This window comes from Ideonella sp. P3_A4 (genome assembly GCF_056403075.1).
Genome location: NZ_JBFUGE010000115.1, coordinates 1 through 15,155, shown reverse-complemented (window position 1 = coordinate 15,155; position 15,155 = coordinate 1). Strand labels below are relative to the sequence as shown.

12 protein-coding genes are annotated in these 15,155 nt (G+C 66.6%); 5 read left to right on the top strand and 7 right to left on the bottom strand.

Translation table 11 applies throughout. The annotated features are described in order from the left end of the window. Positions 1 to 33: 33 nt before the first annotated feature. On the top strand, positions 34 to 438 hold the full coding sequence (locus AC1DYI_RS12980; protein WP_477204531.1) for a transposase: 405 nt from the start codon (positions 34 to 36) through the stop codon (positions 436 to 438). A gap of 142 nt (positions 439 to 580) precedes the next feature. After that, a complete protein-coding gene (locus AC1DYI_RS12975; protein ID WP_477204530.1) occupies positions 581 to 1,576 on the top strand; it encodes an IS110 family RNA-guided transposase in 996 nt (331 codons plus the stop codon). Between the two features lie 50 nt (positions 1,577 to 1,626). Here AC1DYI_RS12975 and AC1DYI_RS12970 read toward each other — a convergent pair whose 3' ends face one another. The 7 genes from AC1DYI_RS12970 to AC1DYI_RS12940 all read right to left on the bottom strand — a co-directional run bounded on the left by AC1DYI_RS12970 (position 1,627) and on the right by AC1DYI_RS12940 (position 9,008). Continuing rightward, positions 1,627 to 2,316: a hypothetical protein gene (locus tag AC1DYI_RS12970; RefSeq protein WP_477204529.1), complete on the bottom strand. Its 690-nt coding sequence runs from the start codon at positions 2,314 to 2,316 to the stop codon at positions 1,627 to 1,629. After that, positions 2,313 to 3,434 (bottom strand): beta-ketoacyl-ACP synthase III, encoded by a 1,122-nt coding sequence (locus tag AC1DYI_RS12965; RefSeq protein WP_477204528.1) that lies wholly within the window; start codon positions 3,432 to 3,434, stop codon positions 2,313 to 2,315. The genes AC1DYI_RS12970 and AC1DYI_RS12965 overlap by 4 nt, the downstream gene beginning before the upstream one ends. Positions 3,435 to 3,586: 152 nt before the next feature. Further along, complete coding sequence (locus AC1DYI_RS12960) at positions 3,587 to 4,288, bottom strand: DUF6781 family protein (protein WP_477204527.1); 702 nt, start codon at positions 4,286 to 4,288, stop codon at positions 3,587 to 3,589. A gap of 158 nt (positions 4,289 to 4,446) precedes the next feature. Continuing rightward, positions 4,447 to 5,562 (bottom strand): trypsin-like serine peptidase, encoded by a 1,116-nt coding sequence (locus tag AC1DYI_RS12955; RefSeq protein ID WP_477204526.1) that lies wholly within the window; start codon positions 5,560 to 5,562, stop codon positions 4,447 to 4,449. A 190-nt stretch (positions 5,563 to 5,752) separates the two neighbouring features. Next, complete coding sequence (gene sbcB / locus AC1DYI_RS12950; RefSeq protein ID WP_477204525.1) at positions 5,753 to 7,195, bottom strand: exodeoxyribonuclease I; 1,443 nt, start codon at positions 7,193 to 7,195, stop codon at positions 5,753 to 5,755. A gap of 127 nt (positions 7,196 to 7,322) precedes the next feature. Further along, positions 7,323 to 8,198: a DNA ligase gene (locus tag AC1DYI_RS12945; RefSeq protein WP_477204524.1), complete on the bottom strand. Its 876-nt coding sequence runs from the start codon at positions 8,196 to 8,198 to the stop codon at positions 7,323 to 7,325. A 102-nt stretch (positions 8,199 to 8,300) separates the two neighbouring features. Further along, positions 8,301 to 9,008 carry a riboflavin synthase subunit alpha gene (locus AC1DYI_RS12940; RefSeq protein ID WP_477204523.1) on the bottom strand — a complete coding sequence of 236 codons (708 nt, stop codon included), beginning with the start codon at positions 9,006 to 9,008 and terminating at the stop codon, positions 8,301 to 8,303. Positions 9,009 to 9,322: 314 nt separating this feature from the next. On the opposite strand from AC1DYI_RS12940, the gene AC1DYI_RS12935 reads away from it, so the two are divergent. The 3 genes from AC1DYI_RS12935 to AC1DYI_RS12925 form a co-directional block, all read left to right on the top strand. After that, entirely contained in the window at positions 9,323 to 10,846 is a 1,524-nt protein-coding gene (locus tag AC1DYI_RS12935) for a hypothetical protein (RefSeq protein ID WP_477204522.1), read from the top strand. A 234-nt stretch (positions 10,847 to 11,080) separates the two neighbouring features. Beyond that, positions 11,081 to 12,742, top strand: coding sequence for a ShlB/FhaC/HecB family hemolysin secretion/activation protein (locus AC1DYI_RS12930; RefSeq protein WP_477204521.1), 1,662 nt, complete (start codon positions 11,081 to 11,083; stop codon positions 12,740 to 12,742). Between the two features lie 26 nt (positions 12,743 to 12,768). Continuing rightward, on the top strand, positions 12,769 to 15,155 hold a 2,387-nt coding region (locus AC1DYI_RS12925), incomplete at its 3' end, for a two-partner secretion domain-containing protein (RefSeq protein WP_477204520.1).

Here is a 15,155-nt window from a genome sequence, read left to right as displayed (position 1 = left end):
GACTCTGCCCTCAAAGCCAGCCAGCGGCGGCTGTTGAGCATCACCGGTGTGGGCTCGCAAGCCAGTGCGCTGCTGAGCAGCCTGTTGGCGCGGTTGCAGTTCGTCAGCGYTGATGCCTTGGTCGCCTTCAGTGGCTTGGACCCTCGGGCGCACGACTCAGGGCGCAGCCACGGCAAGCGAAGACTGTCCAAGCGCGGATCGCCTGACCTGCGTCGTTCGAGGCCTTGGTCATTCTGGCCAGAAAGCTGTTGCGAGTCGCCTGTGCCGTCTGGCGCAGCGGCAAGCCCTTCGAGCCAGACAGATTCGCCGTTCCCGCTTGACGAAAACCATAGAACCTTTGCCGGTCCGCTGCGCGAGCCCCCTTGTATGTTGAGCGCCATGTTCGACATGATTCAAGTTGGGTGTAGGTCGCCGCAATCGGCTCGCCGCGATTCATAGCTGCGGTTCGTGGGTACGTGCACAGCCCGAGCCCCCTCTGAGCCCTGAGCTCGCCCCCAAGCACTGGGCGTGCACGTTTCCTCGTTTGTCACCAAGCCCGAACAGTTACCCGAGTCGAACTCGTATGACGCAAGGATGGGACATGGCAAACGATTCTTCTCATGAGCTGGCAGCCACCGCGGCGCCGATGTACTTTGGCGTGGACATGGCCAAGGCGAAGTTCGTCTGGGCACGACACGGCGACTCCCACAGCCAATCGTTGGGCAACGACGAAGACGGCTTTGAATCGTTCGTGCAGGCACTTCGAGGTCTGCCGGTCGGCTTGATCGTCGTCGAAGCCACCGGAGGGCTGGAGCGTTCGCTTGCGCTATGGCTTGTGCGACACGGCTTGCCCGTCGCCGTGGTCAATCYGCGCGCCGCACGCGATTTCGCCCGCGCGATGGGTCACCTGGAGAAGGACGACACCATCGACGCGATCGCATTGGCTCACCTGGCACAGACCCTGGCGGGCAAACCCAACCAGGCCGGCATTCGATTCACTCCCGCGGTGCCCGAGGTCCAGGCGCTTCAGGCATTGGTCCAGCGCCGGGTCCAGTTGCTGAACATGCGCACCGCCGAACAGAACCGTCGGGCTGGCGCCGTACGGGTGCTTCAAAAGAGCATCGGTGCGGTTATCAAGACGCTGGACAGGGAGATCGCCAAGCTCGAGCGTGACATCGACGACCACCTGAACAGGCACTTCAAGGAACAGACCGTACGCCTGGGCAGCATCAAGGGTATCGGGCCCGTGACCTGTGCGGTCGTCCAAGCCTTCCTGCCTGAGCTGGGTCACGTGTCAAACCAGCGCATCTCCAAGCTGGCCGGGCTAGCGCCGTTGAACCGGGACTCCGGCGCTGCCCACGGCAAGCGCCACATCTACGGCGGGCGCAAGATCGTGCGTTGCACGCTGCACATGGCCATGCGCAGCGCGGTGCGCTTCAATCCTGTTATCAAAGCCTATTACGACCTGCTCATCGCCGCCGGCAAGAGTGACAAGGTGGCCGTCACAGCCTGCTCTCACAAGCTGCTGCGCATCCTCAACGCAATGGCCCGCACCGGAAAGGACTGGAACCCCAAGCTTCACGACTCCACCACTTGACGGCGAACACAGTTGCTTGGGGGCAGGGCCCGGAAGGGCCCGTGGGGGCATCATTTCTCGGCGCGGATCGCCTTTTCGTCGGCCTCTCGGTAGGGCCGGTTGCCGCAGCGCYGCTTCCACGCGGCCAGTTGCTCGTCGTAGCCCTTGGCCTCTTCGTTGAACACGCGGTTGTGCTCGATGGCCGTAGCGGCCGCCGCCTGCTGGGACTGCGTGTGCTCGGTCAGCGCCACGCGGGCCGGCYCCATCGTGCCGGTCCATTGCGCGGCCTCGGCCTTGATGGCGGCGTCGGCCTTGGCCAGCGCATCGCCTTCGGCTTCGAGTTGGCCACGTTCACGCTCGGCGTTGGCCACCGGCGGCGACTCCTTGAACTCTTTGGTGCGCTGGTTGTACAGCGCCACGCGTTCGCCATGCGCCTTGACCCGCTCCTTGAAGGCCTGCACCTGGGCGACCTTGGCGGCATAGGCATCGCGCTCGGCCTGCACCGTGTCCTTTTGCTGGCGCACCGCGTCGGTTTCAGCCTCGATCTCGGCGCGGCGCTTTTCCAGCTCGGCCACGCGCACGGTCTGCACCTGCTGCTCTTTCAAGCAAGAGCGCAGTTCGTCGCGGCTCATCATCGCGCCCTTGGCTGGGGCGTCGCCGTTCAGCGTCTTGGTGGCTGCCTGGGCTTGCGCCGCCAACGGCACGACCAACGACAAAGCCAGCACGGCGAAACCCGCGCCCACCACCCAGCCGCTCTTCACAGCTTGCGCACCACGACGCTGCCGACCGAGTAGCCCGCGCCGAACGAGCACACCACGCCCACATCGCCCGCAGCCAGATCGGCCCGGTGGTGATGGAACGCGATGATCGAACCGGCCGACGCGGTGTTGGCGTACTCGTTCAGGATCAACGGGGCGATGTCGCCGCCGGCCTCCTGGCCGACCAGCTTCTTGACGATGAACTGGTTCATGCCCAGGTTGGCCTGGTGCAGCCAGAAGCGGCGCACCTGCGTCGKCTCGAAACCGAGTGCTTGCAGGTGGTGCTCGATGTGCGCCGCAGCCAGCGGCACGACTTCCTTGAAGACCTTGCGCCCTTCCTGGCGGAAGGTCTTGTCGCGCGCGTTCGGGTCGCTGTCCTCGCTGCGGTTCATGAACCCGAAGTTGTTGCGGATGTTGTTCGAGAACTGGGTCGCGAGCTTGGTGCCCAGGATCTCCCACTGGTCGGCCGAGGTCGCCGTTTCGGCGCGCTCGACGATCACCGCGGTGCACACGTCACCGAAGATGAAGTGGCAGTCGCGGTCGCGCCACTCGAGGTGGGCCGAGGTGATCTCGGGGTTCACGACCAGCACGCAGTTCGCGGTGCCGGCCCGCACCGCATTGGCGGCCTGCTCGATCGCGAAGGTGGCTGACGAGCAGGCCACGTTCATGTCGAAGCCAAAGCCGCCTGCGCCCAACGCCTGCTGGATCTCACAAGCCATCGCCGGGTAGGCGCGCTGCATGTTCGCTGCGGCGCACAGCACCGCGTCGACCTGCGCTCCGGTCTTGCCAGCAACGGCCAGCGCCTTTTGCGCGGCGTCGACGGCGATCTCGGCCATCAGCGACAACTGGTCGTCGGCCCGCTCTTCGAAGCGCGGGTACATGCGCGTCGGGTCCAGCACGCCGGCCTTGTCGACCACGTAACGCTGCTGGATGCCCGAGGCTTTTTCGATGAACTCGACGCTGGACGGCACCATCGCCGGCAGATCGCCGGCCGAAATGGCGGCGGCGTTCTTCTCGTTTTGCAGTGCAGCGTAGGCGTTGAATGCCTCGACCAACTCGGTGTTGGTGATGACGTGCGGCGGCCGGTAAAGGCCGGTGCCGCTGATGACAACTCGGGTCATGGTGGGGTCAGGAATGCGAAGAAAGCCAGCCTGCCAGTGTAGGCCTCCGGGGAAGCGGCCTCGGCCGCCCGGGTCAGGGAAAGCGAGCGGAAGTTCTAGGTTGGTAACTCAACCTTCACCGATTTCCCGGCCACCGGCACGCCCACCAGCGCTCACTTGCGTCCTGATTTGGCCGCCTTGGGTGCCGGCGCGTCGTCGCCACCACCTTGTCGCAACGCGTCCGACATGCCCATCAACACCCCGCTGACCAGCGCGGTATAACTTTGCGCCAGCGTTTGCGCCGCCTTCAGGCCGGCGGCCCGGCTTTGGCGCATGGCCGTCTGCATCTGGCTGGTCATCTGCTCCAGCGTCGCATTGGCCTGGGCACCGGTCAGGCTGCCAGCTTGTTCGAACTTGCCCAGCACCTCGCCCCACGGGCCGGCCAGCTTGCCCATGTCGGCACCGGCGGTGGCTTTGCGCACGGTGTCGAACATCGTGTCCTCGAGCTTTTCGAGGTCGTCCAGCGCCTTCTGCAACTGCTTCTCCTGCAGCCCCACGCCCTGGTCGACCAGCCGTTCGAGCGCCACGCGGTTGGCGTCGACCGCCTTCAGCAGCGCATCGTCCATGCCGGACAGGGCGCCGTTCAACATCGCCTCGACGTCGACCTTGGGCGTCACGTTCTGCAGCGCGCCGGTGCTGGCCGCCTCGGTGACCGACTTGAGCACGGCCTTGATGTTCTTCAGGCTCATCTCACGCCCTTGCAGCGCCTTCAAGGTGGCCTGGCCCACCGCGTCGCGCAACTGCGCCGTCTGTTTGGCGCTGGCGCTGGCGAACATCTCGATCAGCGCATCCTGGTCGATCCCGGACTTGAGCATGGGAGTCTCCTTTGATTTGGACCGCTACCTTACGCCCAGACCCGGGAGACCGTCTCAGGGCTTGCCCGAAAAAAAGGCCCCTTGCGGGGCCTGTGCCTTGATCCTGCCCGGGCGGCCCGGCGGCGTTCAAACCGCCACCGGGCCGCCCGAGGCGACGATCACTGCGTCGTGGCGCAGACGGCCTTGAACGCCTTCTTGAAGCCCGCGTTGGTGTACAGCGTGCCCTGGTTGGCGCCGCCGGATTGCGTGCAACCGGCGTTGGTGTGGATCGCCACCACGCGGCCACCGCTCAGCACGGCCGAGCCGCTGTTGCCGCCTTCGGTGTCGGCCGAGTACTTCAGGACGGTCGTGCCGGTGTCAACCGAGGTGATCGGGCCGGTCGAGTACTGCTGGGTCTGGTTGTCCACGCCGGTGTCCACACCGTAGCCATGGATGTCCACCTTGGCCCCCACCACCGGCACGGCCTTCGCCAACCGCAGGCCATGGCCCTGGGCTTCGAGCGGCATCTTGCCGGTTTCGCTGTTCGGCGACACCGTGAACACGCCCCAATCGTTGCCGATGTTGCCCTGGAAGGACTTGCGGTTCGTCGTCGGCACGTACTGGTCCTTCGGTGCCGGGTGGTTCAGGCTGCCGTTGGCGTTGGACTTGGGCACGTTGAACTCGACCACGTCGACCAGCGACGGCGTGGACATGCAGTGGCCGGCGGTGATGAAGCAGCCCTTGGCCATCAGGTTGGCAGTGCAGCCCACGTCGAGCAGACGGGCGCGGTCGGCCACGTTGGAGGCCACGCGGTCATCGTTCGGGCCGCACTGGCTCTCGGTCACCGGTTGCGGCTTGCCGGCCAGCACCTTGACGATGCCGAACTGGCCTGCACGACCGGCCTTGGCGGCCAGCAATTCAACACGCACCGTGGAGCCGTTGAAGTAGGCCGAGGTGTTCTGCCACTGAGCCAGGGTCTTGGCGCTCAGGTGCTGTTGGGCACCGTCTTGCAACGACGTGATGCGCAGCGTGGCGCCATTGGGCAGCTTGGCAGCGTCGAACTGAAGGCGCAGCCAATCGGCGCCATCGATGTGCACGTCATGGCTGGCCACGACGCCGGCCTCACGCGCCACGCTCTCGGCGCCGCTGCTGTAGGCGTAAGCATGGGTATCTTGGGCCAGGCCAAGCGACTGCCCCGAGGCGGACAAGCTGGCGATGGCCAGCGCGGTCAGCGCAAACCATTTGCCGAGGACCCCGCGAACCGAACCGGATTTCGAAATGCTGGATGCGAACACTCTGTTATCTCCTCTAGCACGTTTGTCGAAATGTCTGGCGCAGCCGCGTGGCGGCGGCTGGCGGCTGCGCCAGAACTGCAAGACAGAGCCCTGTGTTGCTCTGTGCGGGCAAGACTAAGCGAAGGCGGACCCGCTGGGAGCCCCCAGTCCGTCAAGCTCTATCAACGACGATCAAATTCGCGCGCTTGGCTCAGAGCTCCGGCGCGATCTGCTCCGCATAGTCGTAGAGCGCGCCGAGGATCTCCTGGCCGCGCTCATCGGCCGTCTCGGCCAACACATCGAGCTTCTCGAAGAAGACCGCGAGGCTCAGCCCACCACCGACGCCGTCGTGCAGGCGCTCGGCGCAGTGCCGCGCCCAGCGTTCACGTTCGTCGGCACTCAGGCTGTCGGTGTGGTTGCGCGCGCGGTAGCGAAACACCAGCTCATCCAGGCGCCTGTCTTCGAAGCTCGCCCGCGTCCATGCCGGGTCGTCGGGGCCGAGCTTGCGCAGGCGGTCCAATCGTTGGCGGTCGGTCGGGTTGATGAAGCCGCCGTACAGGTCCTCATCGACGTCGGGCGTTTGGTCGGACACCGGTCGCGTGAACACATCAGGCCAGATGCCGGCCATCTTCGGCCCATGCTGCGCGCAGGCTTGGGCATGTCGATCGGCCACGGCCAGGTCGATGGCCCAGCGTTCGGCCATCGGTGCGCTGAGCGTCTTCAGCGAGCTGATCACGACGGGCGACTTGTTGATGTGGATGGTCTTCAGCGGCAACCGCGTCACGCCTTCGGGCAGGTCTTCGGTCCGGGTGAACAGGCGCTCGCGGATCGCCGCGGCATTGAGGTCGAACAACGCCGCCGGGTCTTCAGACAAGTCCCAGACGATCAGCTCGTTCTTGTTGGTCGGATGCGGTGCGATCGGCCACACCACCGCGATGCAGCCGCGCTCGGGCGTGTACATGCCCGAAACATGCAGAAACGGTTTTCCTTGCCGCTGCGCCGCTTCGATCTCGGCCCACACGGCTTGCTTCTGACGCAGCTTGAGGCAGAAGTCCCACAGCCGCGGCTGATGCTGGCGAACCAGGCGGGCCAAGGCCACGGTCGCGCGCACGTCCGACAAAGCATCGTGCGCTGCCTCGTGCGCCAGGCCGTTCGCCGCCGTCAGATGCTCGAGCTTGAACGAAGGCCGACCGTCATCGTGCTTCGGCCACTGCAGGCCATCGGGCCGCAGCGCATACATGCAGCGCACGGTGTSCAGCAGGTCCCAGCGACCGCAGTCGTTCTTGTACTCGCGGGCGTAGGGGTCCATCAGGTTGCGCCAGAACAAATGGCGCGTCACCTCGTCGTCGAAGCGGATCGTGTTGTAGCCCACACCCACCGTGCCTGCTTGCGCCAGCTCGCGCTCGATCAGGCTGGCGAACTGCGGCTCTGGCAGGCCCTGGGCCAGGCACTGCTGCGGCAGGATGCCGGTCAGCAGGCAACTCTCGGGGTCGGGCAGGCTGTCGGGCGCCGGCTTGCAGAACTCCATCACCGGTGCGCCGATCTCGTTCAGTTCGGCATCGGTGCGAACGCCGGCGAACTGCGAAGGCCGGTCGCGCCGCGGCACCCGCCCGAAGGTTTCGTAGTCGTGCCAGAAGAAACTGAATTCACTCACTGGAGCCCCTCGTCGACGGAGTACCGCCGCCGATCCCCCGAGGGGATGCGGGCCGGCTTGGGAGCGGCCCGGCACTCGGCCCGCCATGCTGCGATCGATGCATGTTCATCTCGTCACCATACCGCACTCACCAACCGGCCACGCGCGTGCGCAGCAGGGTGGGAAACCGTGGCAGGCCGCTCGCCGTTTCGCCACGCCAGCTGTAGGTCACCACACTGCCAATCTGCGGCGGATCGCGGCGCTGCGCTTCGTTCAAGCCGCTGCCGACCAGGAACTCGCGCCCGGCCTCGTCGCGCACGCGCAAGGCGCCGAGCTGGCCTTCGAAACGGCCGCGGCCCGGTGTGTGGCCGACGACCACGGCTTCAGCATCACGCACCGGCTTCAGCTTCAGCAGCACCTCGCTGCGGCCAGTGCGGTAAGCCGCATCGGCACGGTGCAGCATCAGCCCTTCGCCGCCCTCAGCCACCACGGCCTTCAGGCGTGCACGCAATGCAGTCGGGTTGGCCACGGCCGACTGTTCGACAACCTCCCAGCGGCGGCTTGACGACTGCGCTGCCAGTGAACGCAGGCGCTCGACGCGCTGCGCAAAACCACCGTCGCCCCCGGGCTGCTCGAACACCAGGTAGTGCACCTGGTCCCATTCAGTGGCCACTGCCTGCTCGCGGCGCACGATCGCCGACAAGGCATCGAAGCGCCCCCGACCCAGCCACAGCTCACCATCGAGCGCCTGGCCTGCCGGCAGGCCCGCGAGGAAGGCCGCCGGCGCGCTCACCACCCCACCACCTCGAAAGCGCAGGCGTTCGCCGTCCCACAGGGCGCGCACGCCGTCAAACTTTTCGCTGACCAGATAACCCGTTGGGTCTTGCGCATCAGAAGCCTCTTGCGCCAGCAGCAACGCTGGCAAGGTGGCGGTCACTTGGCGGGCGCATGAGACACGCGGCAGCCAGGCACCCGCGGCTGCGGCCAGCATCAGCTGGCGTCGTTGAAGAGAAGAGAGCGTCATCACGCGCAAGCCCGGTGGTTCAGAAGGTCGCCAGTGTGGGCGGCCAGGGCCAGGCGCGTCTTTCCCCACCGTGGGTGGGGCCTCAACAAATCGATGAGTGGGTCAGCGCTTCTCGGGCAGCAGCGGCCGGGCCAACTCGTCCGTCGACAGGCCCCGCTCGCGCAGCAGTGCTTCGAGCGCCGGCAGCAGCGGGCCTAGGCGCTCGTCCAGCGCGTCGCGCACGGTGTCGACGAAGACCTGCGTCGAGCGCTCGATCTCGATGTTCAGCGTGTCGCCCACCACCTTTTCGCCGAAGGTCGTCATGCGCAGCGTCTCCGGGATCAGCCAGACCTCGAACCAGCCGGCCTGGCGGTCGGCCTCGGCCACCGTCAGGCTGGCGCCGTTGACGGCGATGTAGCCCTTGGCAAACACATAGCGCATCCAGCGCGGCGGCAGCCCGATCCGCAGCACGTGGTTGTTCTCGGGTTGCCGCACCGCCACGAGTGTGCCGGTCACGTCGATGTGGCCCGACAGCGGGTGGCCGCCGATCTCGGCGCCATCCTTTGCGGCTCGTTCCACATTCAGCAGGCTGCCTTCGCGCAGGCCGCCGAGCGTCGTCAAGCCCAGGCTTTGCTGCATCACGTCGAAATCGGCTGCATCGTCGCCGTGCAGCGCGGTCACCGTCAGGCACACGCCGTCGCAGGACACGCTGGCGCCGATCTCCAGCCCCTGAGCAAACCCCGGCGGGAAACGCAGGCGAAAGCTGCGCAGCCCCGGCCGGTCGGTGAGCGTGTCGACGGTGGCGATGCCTTGAACGATGCCGGTGAACATCAGAAACAGTTCCGCAAGAAGGTGACAGGGGCAGGCCGGATTATCGGCTGCATCCCATTTCCCTGCCTTCAAGCTAGGCCCATCGGCTCATCGCCTTTCTGCGGCGGCGATGTGAGACCGACACATGACAACTCACTGTGACGGCATGGGCCGTTCAGGGCGGCTTCTCGCTGCGTTCGCCCGATACCGGTGTCACAGGGCCTGCCGATAGTGCGCACCGTGCGCCGACGGAACCGGTCGCCCTGGAGGGCCAAGTCCGGATCATCACAACATGCGGCGCGCACAACCACTACCCAAAGACCTTGGAGTTAAGCATGAAGATTCGTCTGATCGCCACGGCCGCCCTGATGGCTGCCGCTGGTTCTTCCCACGCGCTGTCGCCCACCGACATCGACGCCGCCCGCACGGCCGGCACCCTGAAGGAAGTCGTGATCTTCGGCGCCTCGGCCCAAACGCCGATGCTGGCCGCCTACTTGAAGAACGTCGTCTGCAACGGCGCTGCTGACTACGACGAGTTCTGGAACGATGCCGCCGGCAAGAACTTCCGCGCCTACTCGTGCTCGATGTCCATCGCCAGCGGCTACCCCGCCGGCAGCAAGCTGCTCGTGATCAAGCGCGACAAGGACGGCTCGATCTACGGCGTCAACCAGGTCGCCAACAACACCGCCGGCCAATCGATGGTCGTCAGCGACGCCGCCTGCTCGACCTACAACCACGCCACCACCCCCGCCGCCACCTGCGGCACGACCGCCCCGCAGATCCCCATCGCCGGCCTCTCGGACGTCGAACCCGTGCTGTTCTCGCTGAAGGTCAAGGTCGGCGCCGTCGCCAACCAATACCTGAACCAGCCTGATCCCGCCACCGTCGACGACAACGGCAACCTGTGGACCGTGCCGCCCGCCGCCGCACTGAACGGCCTGGACATCGCCTCCGCCGGCCAGACCATCTTCGGCGTCGCCGTCAGCAAGACGCTGCGCAACGCGCTGCAAGCGGCCCAAGGCCTGAGCGTCAACTCCGACGCCGAAACGGAAACGCCGAGCCTGCCGCGCGCCTTCATCGCCGGCGCCCTGGCTGGCTTCGTGCGTGGCGGCCCGGTGGCGAACTTCGCCAACTGGAGCGCTGTGACCGGCGTCGCCGCTGACGCGTCGAAGAACGTCGTCATCTGCCGCCGCACCCGCGGCTCGGGCACGCAAGCCGTCTCGAACGCCTTCTTCCTGGAAATGGGCCCGCTGGTCGACACCTCGGTCGGCATGCTCGCTCCGAAGGCTTCGGGCGCTGCCCCCAACACCGACGGCACCCCGGTCTCCGGCCTGGTGGTCAACGAAGGCGCCGGCACCGGTGACGTCGAGACCTGCCTGGCCACCACGCACGTCAACGACTACGCCCTGGGCGTCGTGACCCGTGAGAAGGACCCGCTGATCAACGGCAAGTCGTACCGCTTCGTCAAGATCGACGGCGCACTGCCGAAGCAGTCGCTGGCCCGCATGGGTGCCTACCCGATGGTCTACTCCTCGTCGATGCAATGGCGCAAGACGACGAATGCCCCGGATGCTCAAACCAAGAGCTTCCTGATCGGCATCCGCGCCAACGCCGTGACCTCGAACAAGATCAGCCTGTACGCCAGCTCGGAAGCCAAGGGCGGCCTGCTCGCCAGCCCGCACAAGTGGCAAGTCGCCACCGACACCTGCGGCACCGCGACCGACGCCGACGACGCGCTCTACGGTTCGTGCGTCGAGCGCATCGACGTGGCTGACACCACCTACAACCCGGCCAACCACATCTACGGTGGCGCCGCCTACAAGACGACCAGCAAGGCTCCGCTGCACATCGTCAAGTAAGCAAACTGCCAGATCACTGGCCGGGCTCATCGCCCGGCTGGTCATCCAGCGATCGAAGGGCAAGGCTTGGCCTTGCCCTTTTTCTTTGGTGCCAAACAAACGGCTTTGATGACGGTTCCGCGACGTCACCGGGGCTGAACCTAAGCCATTCGGCTCAGTCGGCGCCCTCGCGGGTGCCAAGACCGCGCAGCAACATGCGCGATTGCCGTGAACGATTTCCAAGCCTCCGTCCCGATGACTTCCTTGTGCGTGGCCTACCGCCGCCGGCCCTTGATCAGCCGCTCCTTGCTGGGTGTCGCCGCAGCGTCGCTGATCGTGATGCCGGCCTGGGCGGCCGATGCACCCGGCGCCGCCCCGGCTGTAGCCACCCCAGCCGCCGAACCGGCCTTCGACATCTGGGAATACGAGATCGACGGCAACAGCGTGCTGACTGTCGAGGCGATCGAGCGAGCGGTGYAGCCGCACCTCGGTCCGGGTCAGTCGATGCGCGCCGTCGAAGCCGCGCGCAACGCACTGGAAGCGGCCTATCAGCAAGCTGGCTACCTGACGGTGCTGGTCGACATCCCCGAGCAGCGGATCGACGAAGGCGTCGTGCGCCTGTCGGTGCTCGAAGGCAAGGTCGGCACGCTGTACGTCGCAGGCTCGCGTTACCACTCGCAGGGCTACATCCGCCGCACGGTCGCCGCGCTGCAGGAAGGCACAGTGCCTAACTTCACCGTGGCGCAGCAGCAGCTGGGCGCCTTGAACCGCAGCGAAGACCGCCGCGTGGTGCCTGTCGTCAAACCCGGCCGACTGCCCGGCACGGTCGACTTGGAGTTGCAGGTGACCGACCACCTGCCGATAGGCGGCTCGCTTGAGCTGAACAACAACCACTCAGCCGGCACGACCGACACGCGCGCCCTGGCGACGCTGCGCTACGACAACCTATTTCAGCTCGACCACTCGCTGTCGCTGACGCTGCAAACAGCCCCGGAGGCGCCGGAACAATCACGCGTCGCCATCGCGAACTACATGATTCCCGAGCCCGACGGCGACGCTTGGGCGCTGTCGTTCACGCTGTCTCAAAGCGACGTCACGCTCGGCGAAACGCTGGGCAGCACGCAGGCACTGGGCAAGGGCAAGACCTTCGGCTTGCGCCACCACCACAACTTCTCGTTGGGCGGTGCAGCGAGCACCTTCTCGGCCGGCGCCGACCTGAAGTTCCTGAAAGATCGCACGCGCTTCGGCACCGGCGACCTCTACACCCCGCTGCGCTACTTGCCCTTCCAGCTGGCCTACACCGGCCTGTGGAGCGAAGGCCGCGACAGCCTGCAGCTGAACAGCAGTCTGACCTTCGCGTGGCGCCGCATCCTGCAGCACGACGTTTTCTGYGCCCACGTGAAGATGCAAGACCAGTTCGCTTGCAAGAACGAAGGCGCCAGCGGCAGCTTCGGAGCCTTCAAACTCGACGGCCGGTGGACGCAGGCGCTGGGCGAAGGCAGCCTCGTGACGCGCGTGGCCGGGCAGTTGGCTTCTGGCCCGCTGGTCAGCGCCGAGCAGTTCAGCCTTGGCGGCGCCGAGACCATCCGCGGCTACCTCGAAGGCGAAGTCTCGGCCGACCACGCGATCCTCGGTTCGCTCGAATGGCGTGGCCCGAACCTCGTGCCGCTGAACGAACCCGCCGCGGGCTGGACCGACATCCGCCCGCTGCTCTATGTCGACATGGGCCGCGGTCACCTAGCGCAGCCCGGTGCCGGCCAGGCTTCGTATTCCTCGTTGTACGGCGGCGGCTTCGGGCTGCGCCTGTCCAGCGCCTGGCTCGATGCGTCGCTGGACGCCGCGTGGCCCGGCAAGACCACCGCCAACACCGCCGCTGGCGAGCCTCGCGTGCATGTGCGCGTGACAGCCCGCTACTGACCCTCGACCTCCGTCAAGGACCGACCATGGCGACCTCTCCTTCCCGCACCGCCCGTCACGGCGCTCAGCAGCGCCTGACCACCCGCCTGACCCCGCTGGCCATGGCACTGGCGCTAGCCTGGCAGCCGCTRCTGCATGCTGCACCGCCCGCGCCGAACAAGGTGCCGGTGCCGGCCGCCAACTGGCGCATCAACGGCAGCGGCAACAGCAGCGCGCCGGTCAACACACCCAACGGCAATGGCGGCGTCAAGCAGACGATCAACCAGAGCAGCCAGCGCGCGATCTACAACTGGGAAAGCTTCGATATCGGCGCCAAGAGCGAGGTGCTGTTCGACATGGCGCAGACCGGCGCCAGCGCGCTGAACCGCGTCACCGGCTCGAATGCGCCGTCGCAGATCTTCGGCAAACTGAGCGCGACGAACAAGGGCGAGATCTTCCTGATCAACCAGAACGGCATCCTGTTCGGCAAGGGCTCTCAGGTCAACACCGGTTCGCTGATCGCCTCGTCCCTCAACATCTCGGACAGCATGTTCATGTCGGGCTTCGCTGAGGCGCTCCAGACGCCCACCGACACCAACAAGCACCCGGCCTTCGCCTTCGACGGCGATGCCGCCAACTTCGTCGACAGCAAGAACTTCGTTCGCGTCGACCAGGGCGCGACGATCACCACCGACAGTGGTGGCCGCGTGTTCCTGTTCGCCAAGCGGGTCGACAACGCCGGTAGCATCCAGGCACCGGGCGGCCAAGTCGTGCTCGGCGCCGGCGGCGAGGTGTATCTGAAGCTGCCGAGCAGCGAGTCGCAGCTCTATGCCTCCGAGACCAACCCGGCCGTCTCCGCCGTGCGTGGTTTCCTCGTCGAGGTCGGCAACGGCCCGGTCGCCGGGCCCGAGGGCCAGGGCAGCGCCAGCAACCTGGCCACCGGCAGCATCAGCACGCCGCGCGGCAACACGACCATCGTCGGCATGGCGGTCAACCAGATGGGCCGCATCAGCGCGACCACCAGCGTCAGCGAAAACGGCTCGGTGATCCTGCGTGCGCAGGCCAACCCGACCATCGTCGTCAACGACGCGAACGTGCCCGTGCTGCGGGCCACCGAAAGCGGCGCCGTCACGATCGGCCCGGGCAGCCACATCGAGATCACGCCCGATGCCTCGACAGCGACCAGCACCGACACCGCCGGCTTCGCCACCTCGCACATCGACATCGCCGGCCGCTCGGTCGAGTTCCAGGACGGTGCCAGCATCGTTGCGCCCAGCGCCACCGTCAACGTGCGCGCCGAAACCAGGCCCAGTTACAACGCGAAGCTGACGACCACCGGTGGCTCGCTCGCAGCAGGCGATTCCAACACCCGCATCGTGCTCGGCGAAAACGTGGTGATCGACGTCTCGGGCACGACGACCACGGAGCGTTCGGTGGCCGACCTGTTCGTCACCACCGAGCTGCTCGGCGGCAACGACCTGAAGGACGCGCCGATCCAGAAAGACGGCCTGCTCTACCGCTCGATCGTCACGGTCGACACGCGGCAGGACTCGGCCATCCTCGGCAACCTCGACAGCTACCGCTCGAACATCGAGCGCGGCGTCGGCGAGCGGCTGTCGCGCGGCGGCACGGTGAACCTGCGTGCCGAAGGCGCGGTGCTGACGCACGAGAGCTCGAGCATCCGCGTCACCGGCGGCCAGGTGGCCTACACAGGCGCCACGGTGCACCAGACCCAGTTGGTGGCCGACAACGGCAGCATCTTCGACATCAACAACGCGCCCGCCGATCTCGTCTACGACTCGGCGCTGAACCTGCAGAAGCCCGGCAGCGTTCAGTACGACCGCTGGGGCCGTGTCATCGAGCACGGCACTGTCTCGGGCCGAAATGAAGCGGGCTATGTCGAAGGCCGCGCCGCCGGCAGCGTCTCGATCGCTGCGCCGGTCGTCTTGCTGCAAGGCGAGCTGAGGGCTGGCACGACTGTCGGTGCCCGTCAGGCAGTGGGTCTGGACAAGGCCGCCCACGCGGGCTCGCTGACGATCGGCGCGACCGTCAACAACCTGCACGCACTGGCCGACACCTCCGGCACGCTCGGCCCGAATGCGGTGCTGCGGCAGTTCACGATCTCGGCCGACGGTCCGGACACCGATGGTGTCTGGTCGTCGCCGACCGACGCCACGCTGTCCGAGGCCTCGGGCATCTCGATGTCGCGCCTGGCCGGTTCGGGCTTTGCCGACGTGACGGTGGCCGCGAACGGCAAGGTCGATTTCCAGCACAGCAGCGACAACCCCTACCGCATCGCCAACGGCGGCAGCCTGCGACTGTGGTCCGCCTACGGCGACGTGCACCTGGGGCAGGACTTGCGTGGTGCCGCCGCGCAGGTCGAGTTGCTCAGCGTCGGCGGCGTCAAGGTCGACGAGAACGGCAACCCCTACAT